A 22,805-nucleotide genomic window follows, 5' to 3' on the forward strand; every position below is an offset into this window, starting at 1 on the left:
AGGAGGTTTATTATGGGACAGAATTTAAAAAAATACGATATAGGAGAATTGGAAGGTTGTTTTCAATGTATAAAAACACCAGAAGAAACGGTAGCGGAAATCAATGCTGTAATAGTTCAGTTAACACGTTGGTTTATCGAGACAAATGACGTTTGTTCTGAAGTTTACGAATTGAAAGATTGCGTAGATTTTCTATTGAGTTTGCGAGGTGCCATTGAAGAAGTAAAAGCTATTTGACATGAGTACACATACAGATAATTTTAATATGTCCGGTTTGCATGACCTGGCTACTAATTGGGACACAATAGAAATTGCGAAAGCCATAGAAGAAGCAATGTTCACTTATATTTATTCAAATATGAGTAGGGATGGGAATGCTATAAAATCAGTCGATTATATATCTTATTTACGTATGCTTCGTGACGCATTTCTGGAAGTGAAGCCAAAAGATTAAATTTTGAATCGTGATATAAGGAGAGTGCCGCCACAACAGGATAATTTATACTGTTTGTGACGGCACTCGTCATTTTATTCCCCCGGCTCCCCCAAGAACAACACGATCGCCTCATGCTGCAACGGCGTCAACGCCCTTTGCCTTGGTACGAAGTGCAGTTCCTCCAGCTTAGCCGTCAATTCGGGGTTCAATACAATCCACCGATGCAGTTGTGACGTTGCGCTTCGTGGTGTTGAATTAGGAAAATATTGTTGAGCAAGTTCACTCATATAAATGGCATTCATCTTCTGTTCATTTGTTGTTTGAGATTCAAAAAAACTACCTGCTAGTAAACGCCGGGCTACTAGCAGGTAGTCATCGTGTTTCTACGTAGTAATTATTCATCTACTACGTAGTAGTTTTTTATACAGACGGGTCCGGAGTAACTCCGCTTCCGCCACTGCCCGGATTGGACGGTTCGGAGCCGTCGTCCACTACCACCTCTTTCTTTCCGGTCACTTTCATAAAGCTCAACGCTTCGCTACGTGTGGCCACCTTTACCATTTTGCCGGGACGGAACTGGATATGTGCAGCCGTGATATTACTGGCTGTGAATTCTTTTTTAGCTTCCGTACCTGTGCTACATACCTGGATCTGAAAAGTCCCGAAATTCTCCATTTTCACGATTTTGCCGGCTGCCAGCTGCACCTTCATTTGGCGGATCAGTGCACGGAGCACATTCAGCACGTCACCGTCCGTCAGGGAAGTGGCATACGAAATTTCTTCCGCCATTTCGTCCATGGTTACCACACCGTCGGCTTGCGCCTTGGCATAATACATTTTCTTTGCCGTGTTATCTCCCGGCTTTGTGCTCATCAGAGCAAGCGAATACTTTACACTCATCTTTTTAATTTACGATTTTACAATTTACGATTTGGCTGCGCTTCCAAGTCGCGTTTAACTCTGCCTTTCGCGAAAAGACGGTGCAAAAGTGGCCGATTCTTGTCGGAGCGTATCGTTTCTTGCGTGTTTATGGTGCATTAACGGGAAAAACTGTGTATTTTTGTGTTGTTTAAATCCACAGTAGTTTCATATTTTCGTCTATGTGCAAGAAACGTAAGAAAATAACAGGTCTTAGTTACGCCCGCCGTGTAGCTGATATACTCCGCATTTATGATGAGCACTGTCATAGCGGATTATCCAACCGTGAGATTCTCCGGCAATTCATTTATCCTGTCTATCCCATTTGCGAAAAGACTTTTTACAACATTATTAACGCTTCAGTACGTCCGGATATCATGGCGAAGATAAATGAGATGCAATTGTCTTTGTTTTAACGCGCCCATACGGGAAGCGGTTCATCTCGTTTTCCGCTTTTATCCGTCACATTGACCTGAAAAGTCTCGATACTTTCTATAACTTCTTCGTGGTTATGATTGGTATAACTTTCTGTCCGGAACATTCCCCTGAAGTTTTCCCCCTTCATTCCTGAAAGACTTGCATTGACCTGATCTATCAGGTCAAATAACTCCAAAGCATCCTTTTGATAAGTGGAACCGTCAGCGGACAGGCCTTTGAAGTTCGTAACTATATGTATTCGAAGTTGTACGGCAGCCTCTTGTATGCCATCACTCAATTGTTTCCACCTGACAGGCAGAAATTCAATAAAAGCAGCGGGAAGTTCAAACGCTTCTTCCTGCTCGAGGAAAACCACCTGTTCGTTCCATAGGTCAAAATGGTGGAATTGCGAATCACCTTTCATGTCCTTAATTTCTTTTAATTTTTCAATAACAGATAAATAAAGTTGTTTTCTCATACTTATTGTTTATTGGGTAATTACTTTGTAAAGTCATTTTCTTCAAGAAACTCTGTCAGATTCTTTTCAATAATCTCTATAATGCGTTTTTCCAGTTGCGGATGTGTGCCGATAAATCTTCTTCTGGGAATGATGATTTTACTTCCCACTTTTTTAAGAGCCATTGCTTTATAGAATTCGGCATCAGCATCAAGGCGGCGATTTCTTTTCGTTGCCCTGCGTTCCCCGTTCTTTCTGTATGTAATGTCTCCGGTTGCGGATATGTACTTCGCCCAGAAGTAGCGTTTCATTTTGGCTGTGACAATGATTACTCCTCCGTCATTATGGATAGCTGCATAAGGAAGGGTTGAGGTGTAAGTTATCGTATCCCGTTGTATTTTTCCGGGAAAAACAGATTGCGACAAATGTATGCCTCCGGTTCCCGGACCATGAAGTAGTTTACGGCCACTTTGGTTATCATGCCTGCGTCGTTGCCACTTCTCGTTGAAGAACGCTTCACGCTGAAAGTTCTGTTGGAACTCATCATCACACTCCACTTTTATGTCTTTCAAGGTGTCCCTCATCAGTCGGGCAAGTAAATTTTCAACTTCCATTTGTTTGCTATTTAAGTAAATAGTTGTATCTTTGTGACATCAGAATAGCTCAAGAAGAACAGCTCCGGATTTGTAGTTCCGGTTGAAATGGCTTCTCGGGCTATTCTTTCTTTATAGAACCGGCAATCTTCTCACTGTCTGCAATGCTGTGAAGTGTAAATTCTCCCCAAGCATATTCCCGCACAATAATCCAACTGGGTTCATCTTTCAGCAGCACTTGAAATATATGGGACTGTTCAAGTCCGGGTACTCCTTTATGATTGCCCACCGCCCCCAAATACTTGGCATTTTTCATCACCTTCTTAATATCCAGCAGCATCCGGTTCTTCTCCTTGAAATGTTTGTGCGGCTGGTTGGTCCATTCCTTGATGGTGTTTCCCGATATCCTGATTTCGTGGGGGAAGTCAGGATTGGAGACAACGGTTCCCTGAAGAGGCTTAGCGGCAATTCTGGCGGTTTTGACGTCTTCCTTCTTCATTTCCCGTATCATCTTACACGCCGAGCAAAGTTCATTGGTTGGAATGTCCGCAGCCAGCTTCATATTTCCCTTCGGACAAGTGCTGCACTTACTGATCGTATACGGGTTATAAGCCGGGAAACAAGCCATTCGCTTTCCTGAATTGAACCGCATCATTTCCTCATGTTTTCCGCCCGTTGCCTGGTTTCCGTCTTCCATTGCCCGGTGTTCATCGCTGGAACCGTATTTGCTTTTACGCACTTGTACCACCGTGCACCGGCATTTCCAACCGTTGGGTGGGAAATACTCGTCCCAGAACTTCGATGAAGGGGGCAGCGTCACCCCGTCCAGTTTGCGGTGGCTCTCACGTACCCTGTCATCACCTGCCGTCCGGTATTGCAGGTCGTAGCGGTCGCCGTCCTCTTCGAACTGTTCCCATTTGGCAGCCATTTCAGAGGAAGTGACGGCAAAGTTGTATTCCGCCCGCAGGTAGTGGGCGTTGTATTTCTCGTTCACCGTTTGAACTTCTTTCAGGAACTGTTTGAAGGGTTTGCGATTACCGTTCTCATCCACCAGCAGAGGAAAGGTTTCCTTCATCTCGTGAAAAGTCTTGAATCCTGAGAATACATAGTTTGATTCTTTCAGTCGTTGTATCATAATGGCGGAAGGCCTGGCCTGCGTTATTCCTGTTTCTACGGCTTGATTGAGGGCGGAAGCCGTGACGTCTGTGAAAGCCATGGCTTCCGCCTTGCGCAACAGTTCGGGAGTGATTCCTTTCTGCTTGTAGACGAACTTCATCAAATCACTGAAAGCGCATTCCGCGTTCATCACATACTCCGGCTTCCCGTCATGAGCCGCCAGCGTGATGTCCGTTTTCTCCGGTCCGTAAACCAGACGCGCTCTTTCGTGCAGCCCCGCATATTCATCGGGGCCTAGTCGAAAAAAGGTTTAGCCTGTGGCATTTGCCCGGGCACGGGTGAAGCCTTTTTTCCTTTGATGGGGATATTGTATTTCTCGATGAAATATTCGGGTTCTACTTCAAACCGGTCGGCAATCATCGTTTCATAAGCCACCTGTTGTTCGGGGGTGTAATCAATGGATTCATCCCAGTCGAAGCGCAAGCCTTTTACGGGGAATCCATGCTTGAGCATGCGGGGCAGCAATTCGCCGTTTATCGTGTCGCGCAGAAAGTCCGCATCCCTGTCCACCACATTTTGGAATACCTGTAAGTGTGTCTGGCTCTGCGACAGGCTGCTCCCGCTGTCAATGGTCATTGTCTGATTGAGTACTCCCTTGCTGATTTCAGAGTTGGCGCGTTCCACCCGTTTGTCGTAAACGTTAAAGGCATCCCCGCGACTGCTTTCCTTGATATCTATTTCCGTCCCTTCCGGAAACAGCCCCCAGGCGGCAGCTCCCATTTCGTTGAGCATATTTTCTATTTTGCTACGTTCCTTGGCATCACGTGTGGTCGTTTTCCCTACCCGTATGGGCATGCCGAAGAGTTCGCCGAACTGATCCCAGAAAGCGAGCATGTTCTTTTTCGAAATGGTTTGCGGCACAAGTTTGAGAAGCAATCCCAGGTCATCCCATTTTCCCGCTTCCACACACCAGTCCGCCATTGCCCCGGTGCGGTAGTCGATACCTTTTTGCCATTCATCTGAAGCTTCTTTCAGGATTACACCGTGTTCCGGGACTACGTGGTGGCGGGGCACCAGTAATACCCGGTCATATTGGATTTTTCCGTTCCTTTCCACCACGTCGCCCAGCTGTATGAGTGAATGGCCGTAGTACCGGCTGTCCAGGACATAATCCATAAAGTCTTTAAACCACACCGCTTCCATCAGCTGCGTGGCATCCGGTTCCTCGTTTCCTTTGATGTCTACAAGCTTGAACGACTTCTTCATGACCATTCCTTTCCGCTGTCCGATACATCCGCCCAGGTGAAGGTCTATCATGGCGTCCGTGTAAATGGTGAGTAACGGTCCCCGGTGTGGGTTTTCTATGTTTATAGCCTGCTGCCATGCAGTGCGCCAGCTTTTGATATCCTTCTTTGTGAGTGCCTGGCTTTGCAGTGCCAGTTCTACCACCATACTTTTCAGTTTTGTACGATCCGACGGTTTGGACAGGTTGATATTGCCCAATGTCATTTCTCTGTTTGTTCGTCTTTTACCAGTCATAGCTATTCTTTTGTCCGGCTCCATACCGGATAGGGTTATGATAATCTTCTTCTCCTGCCGGACCTGTCAATGTGGGCAGGTCAGGCATCGTTTTTCCGGATTGCACTTTTTCCAGCCATTCGGTCGCCTGCTTATACCGTTTCTCCCGTATTTCCAGTCCCGCACGTCCCGGAAGCCAGCATACCATGTGATAGAGGGCGATATCGCAGTAATAAAGCACGATCTGCATGTTCCGTCCGATATCCTTTGCAGCAAAAATTCTCGCCACGTCATACCGCTCGCGCAAGTAACCGCTTATCTCTTCCCGTGCCGCCAATTCCGCCCGGTTGCGGTTCTCCGCCTTGCTTTGCTGAATAATCTTCAGTGCTTCGGAGCCGACTACGATATAATCGTCTTCGGTCACAAATCCTGTTGTCCCGTCCATATCCGTCATCGTGTGATAAATAACGCGTTCCGTTCCAAATCCTGTATGCGTGTTCCCTTGCGGAAATACCGTTTTCGTATCAATGTTCCCAGCCGTTGTTTGCTGATGACCAGCGGGCGTTCCTTGTGCATGAGCACCAGATGTTTCCTTCCACTACCTTCCGCCAACTCCACAGCCTGGCGGATAGCCATTTTAACCCTGTAGTTCAGGATTGTTCTCTTGATTCTTTCAATCAGTTTCATGTTACCAGCTATTTTTAGCGTTCGTACGCCGTCCGAACGACGGGACGAACTGTTCTTGTCTTACTTGTTTTTGAAGCTTGTAGACAGCTCCCTCGTCTGCATCCGGTCCGTCATCGTGCGCCCTTGTACCTTTTTCGAAAGCAAGGGTCTGCTCTATGCCTGCTTTCATGTCCGGGTCATCCCGCTGCGTTTCGCTGTAGAATACGAATCCCCGTTCCCAAAGGGGCGATATCGCTTCGATACGTGCAAACTTGTCGGGCTTCTTCCTTGTGTCCGGAGCGATGGGCAACTGATATCCCCTGATGTTTCCTTCCGCCGTAAATTCATCGAGTATCATGTCCTGCATGAAGTTAGCTTCCATGTAATAGTAGCAGACAACGTTTTCCGGCAGGGATTCATGAAAGTCGTAGAGCCAGCGTACCATTTCGCTGACGCTGCACTGGCGGACAAAGGCACGCAGGTGATGCAGTTCGGTATGCGAGTAGTTTTTCAACCCTTTGCGGGGACGCGCCCATACTTTGCACGCCTTGTAGTCGTTCTTGCCCGTCCCTTTCCAAGAAGGGTCGATATAGAGTACGATGCTGTCATAATCCTGAAGGCGGCACGGCTTTTTCCAGCGTATCCAGTCTGCGCGAAATACAGCACCTTCGGTGATAGGGTTATTCATCATTTCTTTCTGAAAGGCACGGTATCCCATGAAAGCGGCCTGAGTTTCCACTTCTTCGCGTGTCCACTTTTCACGCCACACCGGCTCGCCGTTCCTGTCAATGGCATCGATACGGCTCAGATGTACAGTCGGTGTCTTGGCTATATGGGCAAGTACGCTGTTCTTGCTGATCAGGTTGCCCACCATGATGAAACGTCCCCGGCCGCCGTCAAGAGCTCCGAAGAGGGCTTCTTTCACCCAGTCGGTCAGAATCCGGACACGGCTCTCGTTCTGGCACAGTTCGTCGTCGTCGAGGTCGTCGATGACAATGTAGTCCGGACGACGCTCACGGTAGCGGAGTCCGCGGGGCGACTGTCCGCGTCCACGGGCAAAGAAAGCCGTGCCGTCACGGGTAACGAACTGTCCGGTTTCCCACGATCCTGCATTATACTGTTCGCCAAAGTCCCTTTGCAGATACTTGTTGTATTGCAGTTCGGCCTGCAGGTCTCCCAGCAGGGTGTCTGCGCTTTCCTCGCTTTTACCCACCACTACCATCACGTGGATGGAAGGTGTTTCCTGAAACTTCAGCCATAGCGGTATCATGATATCGAAATGGGTGGACTTGGCATGACCGCGCGGCCACATGAATACACCTTTCATGTTGGGATGCTCCTTGACATAGCGGGCGGCATCATTCTGGAATTTTCCGTTATCACATTTACAATAATGCGGAAAATAGCGACGGCAGAAGTAGGCATAATCCTTTTGCGCCCGGCGTATGTTATTTCCTTGTTCCTCGTATGATTCCTGCCTTTGTTCGGAGGTGATGGTTTCCACATGTTTGCAGTGTTCCTGCCATCGTTGCTGTGCTTCGGTGAGTTTGCTCATGATTCCTGCGTGTTAAGTTGGCTTTGTATATAAAGGTTCTGATACTTGTTGACCATCTTCACCAGTTCGGCCGTCACTTCCTTGTTCAGATCCATTTGTAATTCCAGCCACCGGCCGAACCGGATAAACACGTCGTAGGTTTCCACCACTCCGGTCTTCTTGTCCAGTTTCTCTATTGCCGCCGCCAGTTTTGCCAGTTTGTCCCCCAGTCCGGCTATCTCTTCCGGGTTTTCGGACTTGTTCGCCTTCTCCAGCAGGATGTCGATATTGAGCAGCATTTTGTTGATGAGTTCCGGGCGGGTGATTGTTTTTGCCGCCCGCTGCTCTTTCCATAGTGCTTCTTTCGCCCATTTGTTGACGGTAATCCGGCTTACGCCCACATTGTCGGCGATTACTTGCTGCGTTTCCCCGTTCATGTAGAGAATGCGCGCCAGTTCCTTCTTGTTATCCAGTTCCTTTTTTGCTGCCATAAGCTTTACTTTTTGAGCAAAATTGTAAACTTTCGCAGGGTTATGGAAAGAATAACGGAACGGTTACAGAGTATTACGGAGCGGTTACGTATATGTCTGGAATGGTTACACGCTTTTTTGCGGACTTCTGCTTTTACCTATATGTTTGCGTCAAAACAAGGCGAGAAATGGCAAAAAGAATAAGAATCAGCAATGAAAAGGTGAATTGCTACGGAACGTGGGTAAAAACCGACGGCGTAAGCCTGGAGCAGTTTCAGAAAAACCCGGTGTTGCTCTGGATGCACTGGCGCGGCTATATCATCGGATGCATCAAGGATGTCAAGGTGGAAGGCGAAGACATCACCGGTGAACCTTACTTCGACGAGGTGAGGGACGAATCCAAAATGGCGAAGCTGCAATACGAGAAAGGTACGTTGAAGATGTGCAGCGCAAACTTTGAAGTGCTTGAACTGAGTGACGACCCCTCGATGCTGAAACCGGGACAGACCCGCCCGACGGTGACGAAATGCAGGCTGAGTGAAGTGAGCATGGTGGATATCGGCGGCAATGATGACGCGCACGTGCTTCTCAGCTACCAGGGCAAGGAGCTGAAACTGGCGGCAGGTGAAGAATGTCCAGAACTTCCTTTATTGAAAACTGACAGCGGTGACGAAAAACCGCTCAATAATAATCAAAAAACAGAAAACGAAATGGATTTTAAAGCGATTGCCCTGAAACTAGGGTTGCCTGAAACGGCTACGGAGACGGAAATCCTGTCTTCCATCGGAATTCTTTTGGGATACAAGGAAGCGAATGAGACACTCCGGCAGGAGAAAGAACAACTACAACTGGCAGGAATCACCACGATGGTGAATAATGCTTGTACGGCCGGAAAATTTACGGCTGACAAGAAGGACCATTTTATCGAACTGGGTAAAAAAGTGGGTGCCGAAAGCTTAAAGCTGACACTGGATTCCATGGCGGCGGTTGTAAAACCGACAGATGTCATACGTGGGGGAACCAGTATGCAGCTTGCCGGGGCGCAAGGGTGGAAGACGCTGGGAGATGTGCCGGCAGACAAACTCATGGAACTGAGAGACACGGACAAGGATACGTATATGAAGCTTTATAAAGCAGAATATGGCGTGGAATGCCCGAATTATTAACGAAATTATTTTAAGGTAAAAAGATGAAACGCAATTTAAGATTAAAGGCGGTGAGCGGATTGCTCTTCAATGCCGTAATGGGATTTGTACTGGCCTTTGTGCTGGGAGTGCTTCCTGCTGTGGGAGCTGTGGCCGCTGTGGGCGGAACAATGATGTTGGGCGGGTTCATGCCCAAAGGTGTGGCGATGGACGGAGTACTGACGGAAGTATGGACAGGCGAACTTATCAAAGCGCTCCGTTCGGGTGACAAGGCAACTTTTCTGGACGGTCTTCCCGACTATAGCCAGTATGCGGAAAATGATGTGATTCACATGGTGGACGTGGGTGGCGACCCGGATGTACTGGTCAATAATACAACTTATCCGATAGCGATCCAGCAACTCACGGATACGGATGCGGTCTTCTCGCTGGATAAGTTCCAGACGAAACCGACTTCGATTACGGATGATGAGCTGTACGCCCTGAGTTATGACAAAATGGCTTCTGTCAAGGAACGCCATTCGCAGGCACTATTGGTGAAGAAATACGCAAAGGCGATTCATGCACTTGCCCCGGACAGCAACGCGGCAAAAACGCCTGTACTGAAGACTACCGGAGACGTGGAAGGAGGTGCGGCAACCGGACGCAGGATGATGCAACGGTCGGACATTATAGCGTTGAAGAAGAAGTTTGACGTGATGCAGGTTCCGACAGAAGACCGCCGCCTGGTGCTTTGTCCCGATCATGTGAACGATTTGCTTATGCAGGACCAGAAGTTTGCGGAACAGTACTATAACTATACGACGGGAAAGATTGCCAATCTGTACGGCTTCCAAGTGTATGAGTTCGTGAACAATCCGGTCTATAAGGCCGCAGGCACGAAAGTCGCTTTCGGCACGGCAGCCGGCGCGAATGAGTTCCAGGCATCCGTTGCTTTCTACGGGAAGATGACATTCAAGGCAACCGGTTCTACCAAGATGTATTACAGTGAGGCTAAAACAGACCCGGAAAACCAGAGAAGTCTGATCAACTTCCGGCATTACTTCATCGTATTGCCGAAGAAAAAGGAAGCGATTGCGGCGATTATGTCTGATTATAAGGCATCCGATAATTCATGAGAGGACTACGCAACAACAATCCGGGCAATATCCGGAACAGCAAAACGGTATGGCAGGGAGAAATAACTCCCTCTACCGACCGCAGCTTCAAGCAGTTCAGATCAATGGCTTACGGTTATCGTGCCATGATTAAGCTGCTTCAGAATTACTCCCGGTTGAACGGATGCCATACGCTCCGGACAATGATAAGCCGATGGGCTCCTCCGAGTGAGAATGACACCCGCAGCTACATTTCCACTGTGTCCAAACTCACAGGGATTGATCCGGACAAACGAATTAACATTGACGACAGGCGGACCATGTGTTGTCTGGCAGCTGCCATGAGCCGTGTAGAGAATGGAGTCCCGGCAGTAACGGCGGATGTGGAAGCCGGCTGGGACTTATTGTAAAATCTGATAAAACAGTGAAGGCATGTCTATAGATTTAATAATGCAACTCCTTCAATGGCTTGTTCCTGTAGGTAGTGCCGGAACTGTTATAGGATGTATATTTTATAGAGACCTGCGCAAAGCACGTGAAGCCAAAGAGAAGAATGACATTTATAAGGATATGTATGACAACATCTCCGGAACATTAATCGAACTTCAGAATGAAAATAAACGATTGTATAAAGCTGTCCGGCAACTTAACCAGACTATTCAGAAGGCTACCAGTTGTCCTCATTTCGCTTCTTGTCCTATGCGTGACGAGTTGCAGAAGTCCGAACGGATTGACACGAATGCACCGTTCAGACAGCCTGCAAAGCATAAAAAGAGCCGCGCTGACCCTGATGCCTGTTCCTCCGGATACCGCGGCAATGAAGATACCGGAAGCGAAGTTAACGATGCTTCCTACGGGAGCGGGATATAGCACCCGGAGTGGCCGGGCTACTGTGAATGTGAGACGAACGGATGACGGCGATATTGAAGTGACTGCCATTTGTGACAGTCTGGCGCGCCAGGTGATTATTCTGGAAGAAGAATTAACACGGATCCGTAATGAAACCGGTAAGGAAGAAAAGCCGCCGGGAGTGGTACGTGAACCTACCGGCTGGCAATGGTTTCAGATATGGACGGGAAGGATCGCCGTTATCTGTCTCATTCTAATAGTAATCAAACGGTGATTTTACAAAACTAAAAAGTAATAGAATGGAAAAAGGATATATACATGGCAGTGATATGCTGGTGGGGCTGATGCTTGAAGATGCCTTCACTCCTATGGGACACTCGAAGACATGTACGATAAGCAATAAAGCGGAAACCAAGGAGCGTGCTGTAAAGCCAACTTTGGAAACCAAGGCGGCGGCATCCAGTGCCGGCAAGTGGAAGGAAAAATCAGTAAGCGGTTTGTCTGTTGAAATCAGTTCCGAAGGTTTTAAATTTTATGGGGATGAAATGGGATACGACAAACTCCTGGAACTTTGGGAAAAGAGTGAACCCGTAACTGTACGTTATGCGCTTCGTGGTGAAGAAACAACGAAGTATCGTGAAGGAAAGTTCCTTATTACCAGTCTTGACGAGACATCGCCTTCGGATGATGATTCTACCTATACCATTTCGTTGGAAAACTCCGGTCCGGTAGCCACTAAAACAGTGGCTCCGCAAGGATAGTGTGTCATTTCTAATAGTTGAATCTTACAATGAATAAAGTAATCATTTGCGCGAAAGAATATCCCTCCCGTGTTACAATGGGGGCAATGATCGACTTCAAACATGAAACGGGCAAGGATGTAAATGAGATCGGTGCTGACATAGAACAGTTGACAATGTTCATGTATTGTTGTGTACGTAGCGCTTGCCGTGCTGATAAGGTGGATTTCCAATTGACCTTCGAGCAGTTTGCTGACGGTATCAACCTGGACGATTTCACCTCTTTTCAGAATGGAATGGCTATGGAAGAAAACGGGGCAAAAAAAAAGAAGGGGACGAAAGTGTAACAATCGAATCTCTGTTAGGACTGGCTATGGGGTGTGTCGGGATGTGTCTGAATGATTTCTGCCGTCTCACCCCATTAGAGTTTACAGCCGTCTTTGAAGCCTGGCAACAAAAAGAAACGTATGCGGAACGCAGACAGTGGGAACAGTCACGTTTTCTGGCTTGCAGTATATTGAAACCTTACAGTAAGAAAGGGCTGGAATTGACTGACGTATGCCGGTTCTCCTGGGATGTACAGCCTGCAAAGGAAGCGGAGGAAGAGCCCAGTACACAGGAAAGGTTTGACGAAATCAAGGCTCTGTGGAATGGGGCTTGAGGTTTTTCTTCTCTTCTTCCAGTTCGTGGATGAGCTCGTCGATATCCTTCTCGGTTAATTCACACTTTTCCCTATGGAAAAGCAATAGCAACGCTCCACCTCCGAAGAATACAACTAATAAGAATCCGATAAAAGTCATAGGCTCATTACTTTAACTACGCAAATATATGGAAAAAGTTTCATTTGACATCGTTTTGAACCTGAAAAATAATATTTCAGGTGCATTGGCCAACGTTAGAAAAATGTTTGATGGCGTTGATAAATCGGCGAAGTCAGTGTGTTCGACAACCGCCCGGTTCGGAAGTCTCTGCAGCAAATTGAAAATGCCTGACGTCAACGCTTTGCTTGGAGTGACGGAACGCCTTAGCAGTAGTTTTAGTGAATTGTCTCAAGGAGGTATGTCCTTCGGACAGTCTATGGCTGACCTTAGTTCTATTACCGGTATTCTTGGTGATGACCTTGAAGCACTGAGGGAGAATGCCCGTAAACTCGGAAAAGATTCCGGTCTCGGAGCTGATACGGCCGCCCGTGCATATTCGATTCTTGCCAGCCAGATAGATGTTGCCACAATCGGTATGTCCGGTTTGAACAACTTGCAGGCAAAGAGCGTGACGTTGGCGCAAGCCTCAGGAATGACCATTGATGCAGCCGCCACATCTCTGGCAGGTACGATCAACCAGTTCGGATTATCGGCCAATGAGGCGGAACGGGTTATCAATGTGCTGGCGGCGGGAAGTAAATATGGGGCGGCCGAAATCGGGGAGCTTTCACAAAGCTTTAAGGTAGTAGGTTCAGCCGCTTCCGCCATGGGTCTGACAGTGGAGCAGAGTGCAGGAGCGCTTGAAGTACTGTCCAAAGCCAACCTGAAAGGCAGCGAAGCCGGAACCGCCTTGAGAAACATCATTCTGAAATTGAATACGGAATTGGGGGTTGACCTGAGCAAAACATCCCTTTCTTCCGCCCTAGATGCCCTTAAACCGAAGTTGACGGATGCCGCTTATTTGAGTAAACTTTTCGGTATGGAGAATATTGCCGCCGCCCAGTATCTGATTCAGAATGCAACAGCTGTTGATGAAATGACTCATAAACTGACCGGAACCAACGTTGCGCAGGAACAGGCGGCTATACGGACGGAAACCAATGCGCACAAGCTGGAAGTGATGCGCGCGAAGGTAGACGACCTGAAAATCAGTATCTCCAATACGCTGGGAGGATTCTCTGCCTACGCGGCTGTATTAAGTGAAAACTCCCTGTTGCTCATGTCAATGTTCGTTAGTGCTAGGGAAGTCATTGGAGCGCTGAACAAAGTCGGAATAGCCGGTAAAGTTGCCACTGTAGTCCAATTATCTTATAACGGGGCTGTGAACCTGGGCAAGCGCGCCCTCTATGTATACCAGATGCAGGTGCTTGCTGCCCGTGCGGCAATAGTCTCCACCACAGGTGCCACAAAGTTGATGAATATAGCAATCGCAGCCAGTCCGTATGTGCTTGCCGCTGTCGCTGCCGTTGCTTTGGGCGCTGCCATTTATAAAATAGCCACACGCAGCAGTGAAGCGGAGAAGGCTCAGAACAAGTTAAATGAGGCAATGTCTGGCATGCAGAAAGAAGTCACGACGGAACGTCTGAAACTGGATGCGCTATTCGCTCCGTTGTTGAATGCGAAGGAGGGAACGGATGAATGGAAACGTGCCCGTGACCGGATACAGGAAACCTATGGCGATTACTTGCAACGATTGGGCATTGAAGAGATTAAGGTAGATAATGCGCGCAAGGCGTATGATTTGCTGTCTGAAGCGATCATCAATACAGCACGAGCTCGTGCCGGGGAAAAAGCATTAACTTCTGCGGGGGACTCATTAGCCGGTAAAGAAAGCGAGATGCTGACTAAAATGCGTAGCGTGCTCACTCAAAAGTTTGGTGAGGAAACCGGTGCACGAGTATTTGATGGCATAGCTAACAGCATTCGTAAAGGCGAGAAGGAAATACCTGAACGGTGGGCGAAATTTATTAAGAAACTGGATGTAATAGAAGTGTATGGACAGGCGGGGGAAGTTAATACAACTAATCCGGTCATGACGTATGTTAATGGAATCAAACAGGCAAGGGCTGACTATGAGAAAGAATATAACCGCATTGTTTCTGTATTCGGCAAAACTATTCCTGAACCTAAAGTTTCTCTGAAAACGGTGAAGGGAGAAGGGGATAAGAAAAATGACAACCTAAAGCAAGAGTCTCTTACTCTGTCTGATATCAAGAAGAAAATAGAAGAGCTCCAAGCCGCGCAACAAACGGCATCGGACGAGGAGGGCCGTAACATACAGGTTCAGATCAATCAGCTAGAGACCCTTAAAAAGGCTAAAGAAAAAGCGATGGGTATCGGAGGCGACCCGGCTTTTATAAGTGGCAGTATTGATGTCATGAAAACTGAACTGTCTAAATATGAAAAAGAACTGTCCGCTAATCCTGTCGGACAAGCCTCCATAGAGTTACAGGTTAAGATTGACAGGTTGAAGAGTCAAATCGAAGGCGTAAAAATATGGATTGAGAAGGAGGCTTTTAAGAGTACTCATGGTGAGATTAATGTAGGTGTGGTTCCTGCTTCCGATGCCGGACGTACGCTTGGAAAAATGGCGGAAGATTTTCAGAATGAAGAGAATAACAAACATCCCAAGCAGCAGCCGGACATACTAACACATGACTACATCAAGAAAATGAAACTCCCTGAATTTGATATGCCGAAGTTGGAACCTAAGAAGTCCGGTTTTGAACAATGGAACGAAGCTGTTGACAAAGCATATCAGAAGAATCAGGATATGGTTGAAAGTATGGGAGCGGTGGGCAGTGCAATGGGCAGTATAGGTCAAGCTGTCGGAGGAGCTGCGGGAGAATGGCTGAACTGGGCAGGAAATGTTGTCCAGTCCATAGGGGCTGTTATTCCACAGATACTGGCATTAATAGGCGTACAACGACAGGAAGTGACAGCCAATACCGCACAAGCCGGTTCCGGTGCTGCAGCAGCTACATCAAGTATCCCTATTGTCGGTCCTATTCTGGCGGTGGCTGCTGTGGCGAGTGTGTTGGCTGCTTTGGCGAGTTTACCCAAATTTGCAAACGGTGGACTGGCATACGGTCCCACAATGGGGATTTTCGGTGAATATTCCGGTGCCCGGAACAATCCGGAAGTAGTTGCACCACTCAACAAACTCCGCCAATTGATTCAACCTTCCGGTGGTATGGGTGGAATTGTAGAATTCAAGATAGATGGCAGAATGCTTCGTGGTGTTTTAAATAAGGTAGACCGATATAATCAACGTACAAGATAAGACAATGGAAAAGCAATTAAGATATCAGGGGGAGTTCTTCAGTGTGGCAGGTGTACTGTGGCGTGTAGAGATATGGCAGGATGCGGATGTTCCTTATCCGGCTGTTGCGGAACTTCGTTTTCCGGCAGAAACCCCGTTGGTATTCGAATGGGCGGAAACTGATAAACTGGAGCCGGTGCAGGGCAGTGCCGCAACCTTGGAAATAGTCAGCAAGGTAAACCGGCAATATAAAGACCTGTATACTGTTGAAGCAGGAAGTATCCGCATGGATGCATATCGGGATGATGTGTTGTACTGGAGCGGTACGTTGGATACAGAAGCTTATGAAGAACCGTTCTCTTATGAAAATGAATATGAGGTGAAGCTGACGTTCAGTGACTTTTCCTTGCTTGACCGGATGAATTTCTCTTTGAGGGGGACACGTTCGATAAGTGTCTTGATTGATAACTTTATTGCTGAGACTAAAATAAATAACCGGGGGATTGAAAGATACATATCAACTACTTGTAGCTCGGTTTCCGGTGAAATGTTGGATAATGTAGGAATCAGTTGTGAGAACTTTTATGATGAGGAGGGAGTGCCGTTGACGATGCGCGAAGTGCTTGACGAAATTCTTCGTCCGTTTGCTCTACGTCTGATCCAGTGTGAAGGAAAACTGTTTATCTATGATTTGAATGCCGTACAAGCAGAATTTAAACCCGAACAAATTCGCTGGGAAAGTGATGACGCAGTATTGGGAGTCGACAAGACATATAAGAATGTGACTCTTACTTTCAGTCCTTATCCTCAAAAGAAACTTTATTCTACTACATTGACAGAAAAAATGCTTGATGAAGGAGCGGAACGGTATTATGTAGCCAAGGATCTAAGCAAAAGTCCGTTTGTGGATAATAATATCGGCTTTATGATTGACCTTAAAAAAACAGCCGGGGTAAGTGAAGAACTGGAGATAAGACCTGACAAGGCTTTACTTTTCAGGATTATTCCTGTCTTTTCCGGGAGTGAGGCCTTCGGAATAGCATCGCGCATCAGGGATGTATATAAGATGCCGCTTTTTGGAACTGAAACTCCCATAGATACCTCCGGAAGTGATTATGGAGCACCGTGGCTTTTTAAAGTACGGCGTACTTTGTCATTACCGGAAACACGTGTTGTTTTTAATTATTCTTCTCCAGGTGTAATTCTGGATGGAAAATCCTGTTTGACTGATATAATGCTGCGATTAAAAGTCGAAGCGATGATTGATGGCAGATATAACCCTTTTGAAGAAGCGACGGCATTAAACGGAAAAAGTGCCTATGAGAAAATGCAGGATATCAAGGAATATAATATATCATATATCTTGCGGATTATTGATACGGACGGAAATATAAAGATGCATTATGAAAATAGGGTATATGACAAAGAATCAGAGGAGGAAGGATTTTTCCGGCATTATAAAGAGATAAACGGTAAATGGGTGGATGGAGATGTAGAATATGGTACTCCTAAAATGACTTCTCTAAGGTATTATGACAGTGGTGGATATACAGGTTGGAGGGGTGGCTGGCAAATGAATCGGGTTGGATGTCTGCGCTCGTATATTCCGCGTACAGCATCAGGGGAAGGTGATCTTATCCCTATTCCTCCCGGAAACCAAGGATGTACACTGGAACTGACAATTATAAGTTGTTTCGCCCGCGTGGTTAATCCACATAAACATAACGGTCTTACAACTGACTCGCATACCATTCCACGCTGGGTTTTGTTCAAAATTCCGGAATTGACTCTGGTCAATCAATACGGAAAAGAAGTGGTTGGTAATGATATTGAATATAAAACATGGCTCAATTCTTCTGCAAAAGAAGAAAAGAAGATTGAAACGATTGTGGGAACACCATGTACCTCCACAAATTTCGGAATGGGAATGTTGTTGGATGTATCTAGCCGTACAACGTTACAGATATTTACCCGTGCCGGAGTATCCGCATCATTGGAAAAGCTGTTGATTGGCACTTGGTACAGTAACTATAACAGACGCATGAATATGCTCTCCGGCACAGTCCGCTTATTAAACAGGTTCGGTACATATACGGATGTTAGCGAACCCGGCACATATTTAATGGTAGGGGATGTTCAGGACGTACGTGAAGATGAAAGTAATGTGAAATTGGCGGAGATAACTCCGGATAATTTCGAGGGAATAGAGTACGAATAAACAAACTGCTTGCAATGAAAGAAAAATATAATATTGTCATATCAGAACGTCAGGCCGTCCCACGCAGTAAAAGAATGCGTGAAAAGGGACAATCTGCCTCTTCTGCAGCTGTACTGGTATCTGGAGCAGGTGAAGGAAATTCTTCCTGTGATAGACATACTCATACAAACCTTCCTGCTCTTGAACGTATCGGTTTTGACGAGGGAGATGACAAATATTTGATGGTGCGTGTTGGTACTGTCGATGATGAAACAGGTGAGTTGATTGTTACTCATGAGAAAGTAAAAGCAGGCTATGCGGATAAGGCCCACGAATTGGATGAAGACAGTCCGATGAATGAGAAATTTCTTCGTAAGGACCAACCTGATAGTACCGATTTTCTATTATCAGCTAACGGAGGTTTGGTTGTCCGCTCTGGTAAAACACTATCAGAATTACAATCTCAAATATCCGATTCGTTATCAGAGTTGGATAAAGACTCTATCACAGAACTTGGAGATGAGGGTTCATTATCTACTGCATTACTCGAATTACCTGTAAACGAGGGAATAACCGGCACTTTAGGCGGATTGGACAATGTATCAGATAGAGCAGATGATATTGACGCCCAAGACGTAGTACTTGTTAAGCAGAAAGGCGGAATTCTATGGGAAACGATCGGAATGGACAAAATGAAGGGTAAAGACGGCGTGATTGTTTATCCAACAATGGGCATCAATGTACGCACAGGACACTTGATTTTAAGTGTACCAACGAATAATTATGAGAATCAATTCAAAGTAACTAATGGACACCTAATATTGCAGCAAAATGGCTAATGATATAGATTTAGGCAAGATATCCATCACTCCCAGAGGAGACTGGAACAATAAGACAGAAGTTGAATATAATGATATTTGGCGTTATAAAAATGCCAAATATTTGGCTTTACAAGATTCAACCGGTGTAGTCCCGGCAGATGACGGGGTATATTGGTACGAACTTTCGTCTCAAGGAAAAAGCGCGTATCAGCAGGCAGTCGACAATGGCTTTCCCGGCAGCGAAGAAGAATGGCTTCAATCGTTGAAACAACCGGCGTTGGATGGCGCAGCGCGGGCAGATACTGCGGTAGCTAATATGGATAAACGGTTCCCGGATGAAATATCGAAGATTCAGAGCTCTTTATATAACCAGTTAAGTTCGGATTTAAACGACAAGGTCGTCAAACCTCTTGTTATTTCCGGTACCGAACAATTGGCCGGTCAATATAAGATGAATGGAGAAGTAATAGATATCTATGAAAGATCAGTATCTTTATCCAACTTGCCAAAGGCTGCCGGAGAAACGAAAGATTATGTGATTGCGGATGAGCCTCTAGGGTTTGGGACGTATGTTAACGTAGAATCATTCGTTGCTTCAACCGGAAAAGGATTGAATAAGGAGTTTTTCAATTTCAATTATGACATTACACGGTTTTACATTAATTCTCAATTGCAGACGTGTGTTGTGCTGAAATGCAGGAATACGGTATCTGAAGAGGTAAACGGTCTGATGCACATTCAATATTGCAAATTCCGGGGTGATGTGGTTGAGTTTGATATTACGCTTCCAAGCTCAGTTAATAAGGAGGCTATTTCGTTGGAGATTCCACCTTTGAAGTATAATAAGAAGATGGTATTTAGCTATATCACGGACGATAGCTATGCTATATACCAGTATATATTTTCGCTGATTAATAAAAGATATATAGCTAAAAGATTTAAATTGCCTGATGATAGGATTCTTACATGGCATTTGGGTATGCAGGGTGACCCGCAGATAGAGCAGTATGTTTCTGACGCTTATTATCCGGAAAAGCCCGCACAATGTACTGATGGTGCTGGAATAAAGAAAAGATATGCAACTACTGTTGCTACTTGGCCGGATAAATTAAAAAACCAATACATAGGCCAGGATTTCGGTTATTTTCTACCGTGGATGTCAGAAAAGGAGTTTAAACTTTTTTTTGACTTCGGGTTCATGGTAGCCTATCACGATTTGATAGGCTATGATACTGCTACTACCGACACACAGGCAAAATTTGATAAATGTGTCGAGGACTCGGTCGCACTTTTCAAGGAGTACATAGGCATTACCCCAAAATTAATGGTGGAACCGAATGGCGACCACAAATATATAACTTTCAGCCGGGTTAATGACAACATTCAGGTCATTACTGCGCAGGGAGGAGACCCCAGTATTAAAAAAGTTTATCCATTCAGTCCTGATTTTACTTTAAGCAAAAATAATGTAACCATTCAGAGATTATTCGCTTACGGAGATGATATGGTATACGATAATGATAATCCTCAATATGCGCAGGATTTACTTGATATTCTATCCGGATTTAATGCAACAGAAAACAAGGAATCGATCTACTGGTTGATAGGTTCCACACACAGAGGATCGCACTGGGAATCGGTATTCATTAAGAATCTGCATCGATTGTATGGAGATATCGGCTTAGACAATCTATGGTTCCCTACTTTAGATGAATTCTTTGAATATTGGTATATGAGGGAAAACACGCTGTCTGTTAAGACTGTGACGGAAACGGGGGTACATTACAGGATGTATGTGCCGAAGGGCGCCAATTTCTTTTTCAGGGACTTGTCCGTACTCATATCAGGTGTTCCGTCACTGGAAGGGGTGTCTGTCACATCGGGGGACAATGTGTATGGAACATCATTCGCTATGAATGACGGCAGGCTGCTGGTTAACCTTGACTTCAACCCGTTGTTGTTGGAACGGGTGAACAAGTATGTGGAATCATTTGAGGCAGATTATAATGCGGAGTATGCGTATGATGACGCTTATTATTTTGTTCAGATGTTGAAACCGGGATTGAAGGAGCCGTATTTGGCAAGAATCAATAAATGGGTGTCACCGCCTGTACTTGAATCGTTTGTGATCAACTCCGGGCAGGAATTCACTCAAGACCGGAATGTTATACTAAACATTACCTACAGCGGTCAGGCTCCGTCCCATTATATGGTTTCAGAGGATATGTCGTTTACAGGAGCCTCATGGATTGAATATGTGGAAAAACCGACATTCAAGTTGTCTTCCGGATTCAATGCTAAAACCGTTTATGTGAAGCTAAAGAATGCGTATGGGGAAACCGGAGTATTATCAGCCGGTATAACTCTGCTTGAGCCGACATTGACTCTGAAAGGCATCACGATAGATAACGGAGCAGCTTCGGCGATACAGAGAAATGTAAATGTAACATTTGACTACCTCGGATATCCAACTCATTACATGGTTTCGGAAAATTCATCGTTTGCGGGAGCATCATGGGTGGAATTCACTGAAAATCCGATAGTGCAACTATCCGCATCTTATGGAAACAAAATACTGTATGCAAAATTGAAAAATGCCACTACTGAAACGGTATCCAGATCAGCCGCCATCGAGTTGATAGATGCTGTTACGGCACGGTTGGACAGTATTACTGTCAACAATGGGGATGCCAGCACAGATTCCGGTATTGTATCGGTTAAATTTGAGACGTTGAATACCATCACCAAATACAAGATCGGCCAACAGGCGGATTTGTCTGATTGTACAGACTGGATTGTGTGGGGCGGTTCGACAGTTCAATATGACTCAAAAATAGTGGATGGTAATTTGACAGTATATGCGCAGGTCGGAAATGAGACGACAGAATCTTCGATCAAGTCTGATTCTATACAGGTAGTGCAACCCGTTGGCCTGACAAGCATAACACTGGCGGAAGGGAAAGATTCTTTTGCCGGCTATACCGTACCTGTTTCATTTGAAATCAGTCAGGGAACTCCAACGCATTACAGATTGGCGGAAACGTCAGCAGGCTTGGCGTCTGCTGCATGGGAAGCATGGAAAGATAATATTGTTTACGAATTTGCAACTTCTGGAGCTAAAACTTTGTATGGACAGTTGAAGAATGAAGTTTCTGAATCAAGCGTTGGCAGCGATTCCGTAACTCTTACAGAATCGCCTGTCATAATATTACTGGCAAACATACCATCGGCAGGGAATGTGGATGGCGTCGGCTTTGTCCAGCCTATAAACTCCGGTAATGCGGCTGTGGATCTAAAAGATATTCAGGGAAACAACGTTGGAACCTTGACAGGTAGATATATACCATATAACAAAGCTGATTATGCAGCTATGGGAGCAAAGTTGTCCAAGGATGTCCTAGGCGGAACAGGCGCTCCTGTTTATTGGCAAGGGGTGACATTAGGAGCGGAAGTACAATATCCCAACTCAATGATTTGGGATGGCTCTACCAAAAATATCGTTGTTCCCACACGTGGTAATTTCACTTCTTACACGGCTGAAATTCAAAGTGTCGTAATATTAAAGGGGTTAACTCCGGGTAACTATAAGGTCAGACTTTTATTATCAGACAAAAATTCTGTACCCAATACCCAACCTTGGAATTTATACGTTCAAAATGCTGTGCAACAAGTATTAGCATCCGACTTGTCTACTAAAGTAATCAACAATAATTCTGATTGGTATACATTCGACGATGTAGCAGTGGATTCAGATGGTTATCTGTTAGTTGCCCAAGGTTATAATAACGATCCTTCAGCAGAACCCGGTTACTCCAGAATATCCCCAATCTGTATAGTCGAAGTTACAAAACTATCTTAATATTATAAT

At 45.8% G+C, this 22,805-nt stretch carries 26 protein-coding genes; 15 read left to right on the forward strand and 11 right to left on the reverse strand.

Translation table 11 applies throughout. The annotated features are described in order from the left end of the window. Window positions 1-12 precede the first annotated feature (12 nt). A complete protein-coding gene (locus tag CGC64_RS12835) occupies window positions 13-237 on the forward strand; it encodes a hypothetical protein (protein ID WP_005676038.1) in 225 nt (74 codons plus the stop codon). A 1-nt stretch (window position 238) separates the two neighbouring features. Next, on the forward strand, window positions 239-454 hold the full coding sequence (locus CGC64_RS12840) for a hypothetical protein (protein WP_005676037.1): 216 nt from the start codon (window positions 239-241) through the stop codon (window positions 452-454). A gap of 74 nt (window positions 455-528) precedes the next feature. Here the strand turns inward: CGC64_RS12840 and CGC64_RS12845 are convergent, their stop codons facing one another. Together CGC64_RS12845 and CGC64_RS12850 are read right to left on the reverse strand one after the other, a co-directional pair. Further along, complete coding sequence (locus CGC64_RS12845) at window positions 529-738, reverse strand: DUF4248 domain-containing protein (RefSeq protein WP_005676036.1); 210 nt, start codon at window positions 736-738, stop codon at window positions 529-531. A gap of 118 nt (window positions 739-856) precedes the next feature. Next, window positions 857-1,336: an HU family DNA-binding protein gene (locus tag CGC64_RS12850; RefSeq protein ID WP_005676033.1), complete on the reverse strand. Its 480-nt coding sequence runs from the start codon at window positions 1,334-1,336 to the stop codon at window positions 857-859. A 200-nt stretch (window positions 1,337-1,536) separates the two neighbouring features. Between CGC64_RS12850 and CGC64_RS12855 the strand changes: the two genes are divergently transcribed. After that, window positions 1,537-1,770, forward strand: a complete 234-nt coding sequence (locus tag CGC64_RS12855; protein WP_005676031.1) for a hypothetical protein — start codon at window positions 1,537-1,539, stop codon at window positions 1,768-1,770. On the opposite strand, the gene CGC64_RS12860 is transcribed toward CGC64_RS12855, so the two are convergent. The 8 genes from CGC64_RS12860 to CGC64_RS12895 form a co-directional block, all read right to left on the reverse strand. After that, window positions 1,767-2,249, reverse strand: coding sequence for a hypothetical protein (locus CGC64_RS12860; RefSeq protein ID WP_005676030.1), 483 nt, complete (start codon window positions 2,247-2,249; stop codon window positions 1,767-1,769). The genes CGC64_RS12855 and CGC64_RS12860 overlap by 4 nt on opposite strands. A 20-nt stretch (window positions 2,250-2,269) precedes the next feature. Then, window positions 2,270-2,842 carry a hypothetical protein gene (locus CGC64_RS12865; protein WP_005676029.1) on the reverse strand — a complete coding sequence of 191 codons (573 nt, stop codon included), beginning with the start codon at window positions 2,840-2,842 and terminating at the stop codon, window positions 2,270-2,272. A 100-nt stretch (window positions 2,843-2,942) separates the two neighbouring features. Beyond that, entirely contained in the window at window positions 2,943-4,127 is a 1,185-nt protein-coding gene (locus CGC64_RS12870; RefSeq protein WP_005676028.1) for an LPD3 domain-containing protein, read from the reverse strand. 104 nt (window positions 4,128-4,231) lie between these two features. Next, complete coding sequence (locus tag CGC64_RS12875) at window positions 4,232-5,500, reverse strand: phage portal protein family protein (RefSeq protein WP_236588793.1); 1,269 nt, start codon at window positions 5,498-5,500, stop codon at window positions 4,232-4,234. After that, window positions 5,466-5,909 (reverse strand): phage protein Gp36 family protein, encoded by a 444-nt coding sequence (locus CGC64_RS12880; RefSeq protein WP_005676024.1) that lies wholly within the window; start codon window positions 5,907-5,909, stop codon window positions 5,466-5,468. The genes CGC64_RS12875 and CGC64_RS12880 overlap by 35 nt, the downstream gene beginning before the upstream one ends. Beyond that, window positions 5,906-6,142, reverse strand: a complete 237-nt coding sequence (locus CGC64_RS12885) for a hypothetical protein (protein ID WP_005676023.1) — start codon at window positions 6,140-6,142, stop codon at window positions 5,906-5,908. Before CGC64_RS12885 ends, CGC64_RS12880 begins: the two co-directional genes overlap by 4 nt. A 1-nt stretch (window position 6,143) precedes the next feature. Further along, on the reverse strand, window positions 6,144-7,676 hold the full coding sequence (locus tag CGC64_RS12890) for a hypothetical protein (protein WP_005676022.1): 1,533 nt from the start codon (window positions 7,674-7,676) through the stop codon (window positions 6,144-6,146). Continuing rightward, a complete protein-coding gene (locus CGC64_RS12895; protein ID WP_005676021.1) occupies window positions 7,673-8,146 on the reverse strand; it encodes a terminase gpP N-terminus-related DNA-binding protein in 474 nt (157 codons plus the stop codon). Before CGC64_RS12895 ends, CGC64_RS12890 begins: the two co-directional genes overlap by 4 nt. A gap of 167 nt (window positions 8,147-8,313) precedes the next feature. Here CGC64_RS12895 and CGC64_RS12900 point away from each other — a divergent pair, with 167 nt between their 5' ends. From CGC64_RS12900 to CGC64_RS12935, 8 genes are read left to right on the forward strand one after another with little or no spacing between them, the layout of a single operon-like run. Next, on the forward strand, window positions 8,314-9,291 hold the full coding sequence (locus CGC64_RS12900; protein ID WP_005676020.1) for an HK97 family phage prohead protease: 978 nt from the start codon (window positions 8,314-8,316) through the stop codon (window positions 9,289-9,291). Between the two features lie 23 nt (window positions 9,292-9,314). Further along, window positions 9,315-10,388, forward strand: a complete 1,074-nt coding sequence (locus tag CGC64_RS12905) for a phage major capsid protein (RefSeq protein WP_005676018.1) — start codon at window positions 9,315-9,317, stop codon at window positions 10,386-10,388. Beyond that, window positions 10,385-10,777 carry a hypothetical protein gene (locus tag CGC64_RS12910; RefSeq protein WP_005676017.1) on the forward strand — a complete coding sequence of 131 codons (393 nt, stop codon included), beginning with the start codon at window positions 10,385-10,387 and terminating at the stop codon, window positions 10,775-10,777. Before CGC64_RS12905 ends, CGC64_RS12910 begins: the two co-directional genes overlap by 4 nt. 22 nt (window positions 10,778-10,799) lie before the next feature. After that, complete coding sequence (locus CGC64_RS12915) at window positions 10,800-11,237, forward strand: hypothetical protein (protein WP_005676016.1); 438 nt, start codon at window positions 10,800-10,802, stop codon at window positions 11,235-11,237. Then, window positions 11,185-11,490 (forward strand): hypothetical protein, encoded by a 306-nt coding sequence (locus tag CGC64_RS12920; protein ID WP_032854973.1) that lies wholly within the window; start codon window positions 11,185-11,187, stop codon window positions 11,488-11,490. Before CGC64_RS12915 ends, CGC64_RS12920 begins: the two co-directional genes overlap by 53 nt. Before the next feature lie 25 nt (window positions 11,491-11,515). Continuing rightward, window positions 11,516-11,977 (forward strand): phage tail tube protein, encoded by a 462-nt coding sequence (locus tag CGC64_RS12925; RefSeq protein WP_005676013.1) that lies wholly within the window; start codon window positions 11,516-11,518, stop codon window positions 11,975-11,977. A 29-nt stretch (window positions 11,978-12,006) separates the two neighbouring features. After that, complete coding sequence (locus CGC64_RS12930) at window positions 12,007-12,303, forward strand: hypothetical protein (protein WP_055256307.1); 297 nt, start codon at window positions 12,007-12,009, stop codon at window positions 12,301-12,303. 26 nt (window positions 12,304-12,329) lie between these two features. Continuing rightward, entirely contained in the window at window positions 12,330-12,617 is a 288-nt protein-coding gene (locus CGC64_RS12935) for a hypothetical protein (RefSeq protein WP_236588791.1), read from the forward strand. Here CGC64_RS12935 and CGC64_RS18980 read toward each other — a convergent pair. Then, window positions 12,592-12,756, reverse strand: a complete 165-nt coding sequence (locus CGC64_RS18980; RefSeq protein ID WP_005676011.1) for a hypothetical protein — start codon at window positions 12,754-12,756, stop codon at window positions 12,592-12,594. The genes CGC64_RS12935 and CGC64_RS18980 overlap by 26 nt on opposite strands. A 28-nt stretch (window positions 12,757-12,784) precedes the next feature. Here CGC64_RS18980 and CGC64_RS12940 point away from each other — a divergent pair, with 28 nt between their 5' ends. From CGC64_RS12940 to CGC64_RS12955, 4 genes are all read left to right on the forward strand, one after another. Continuing rightward, the gene (locus CGC64_RS12940; protein ID WP_005676008.1) at window positions 12,785-15,940 is read left to right on the forward strand and encodes a phage tail tape measure protein; all 3,156 of its coding nucleotides are present in this window, start codon (window positions 12,785-12,787) and stop codon (window positions 15,938-15,940) included. Window positions 15,941-15,944: 4 nt separating this feature from the next. Continuing rightward, window positions 15,945-18,137: a hypothetical protein gene (locus CGC64_RS12945; protein WP_005676006.1), complete on the forward strand. Its 2,193-nt coding sequence runs from the start codon at window positions 15,945-15,947 to the stop codon at window positions 18,135-18,137. 74 nt (window positions 18,138-18,211) lie between these two features. Beyond that, entirely contained in the window at window positions 18,212-18,955 is a 744-nt protein-coding gene (locus tag CGC64_RS19020) for a hypothetical protein (protein WP_193900894.1), read from the forward strand. Next, window positions 18,948-22,796: a polysaccharide deacetylase family protein gene (locus tag CGC64_RS12955; protein ID WP_005676004.1), complete on the forward strand. Its 3,849-nt coding sequence runs from the start codon at window positions 18,948-18,950 to the stop codon at window positions 22,794-22,796. Before CGC64_RS19020 ends, CGC64_RS12955 begins: the two co-directional genes overlap by 8 nt. The last annotated feature ends 9 nt before the right edge of the window (window positions 22,797-22,805 follow it).

Origin of the sequence: Bacteroides caccae (assembly GCF_002222615.2) — a bacterium.
GTDB lineage: Bacteria > Bacteroidota > Bacteroidia > Bacteroidales > Bacteroidaceae > Bacteroides > Bacteroides caccae.